Here is a 655-nt window from a genome sequence, read left to right as displayed (position 1 = left end):
TGCTCTGGTCTTGCGTGATGGTGATCGTGAACTGCTCGAGAGGTGGACTCGATCGGACCGGTTCGGGGCCGCGGCCGCGAAGCGGGCGCGGATCGTGTTGTTGGCCGCTGACGGTGAGGCGAACACGCGGATCGCGGAGCTGACCGGCGCGACGGTGACGACGGTGCTGAACTGGCGCGGTCGCTACGAGGAGCGTGGGATTGCAGGCCTGGCGAACGCGCCCAAGCCCGGTCGTCCGCGCGAGCTCGACCACCGTGCGATCGTGGCTGAGACGTTGAAGCCGCCGCCGAAGAAGCTGGGGGTGACGCGCTGGTCGAGCCAGTTGCTCGCCACCAGGATCAAGGTCAGCGCCTCCACGATCCAGCGGGCCTGGCGCTCGTATGGGATCAAGCCGTGGAAGGCCGAGTCGTTCAGGTTCTCTACCGACCCCGAGCTGGTCGGGAAGGTGACCGACATCTGCGGGCTCTACCTCGCCCCGCCCGAGAACGCGATCGTGCTGTGTGTGGACGAGAAGTCCCAGATCCAGGCTCTCGACCGAACCGTGCCGATCCTGCCGATGACCGAGGGTCGGATCGAGCGCCGCTCTCACGACTACTACCGCCACGGCACCAGCACCCTCTTCGCCGCGCTCGACATCGCCACCGGACAGGTCACC

General features: G+C 67.3%; 1 protein-coding gene. It reads left to right on the top strand.

Annotated features, from left to right (window positions below; all coding sequences use genetic code 11):
* On the top strand, positions 1-655 hold a 655-nt coding region (locus ACYVKX_RS23330; protein ID WP_460836109.1), incomplete at both ends, for an IS630 family transposase.

Source organism: Nocardioides hungaricus, assembly GCF_054782915.1.
This window is presented reverse-complemented; position numbering and strand designations above follow the sequence as displayed.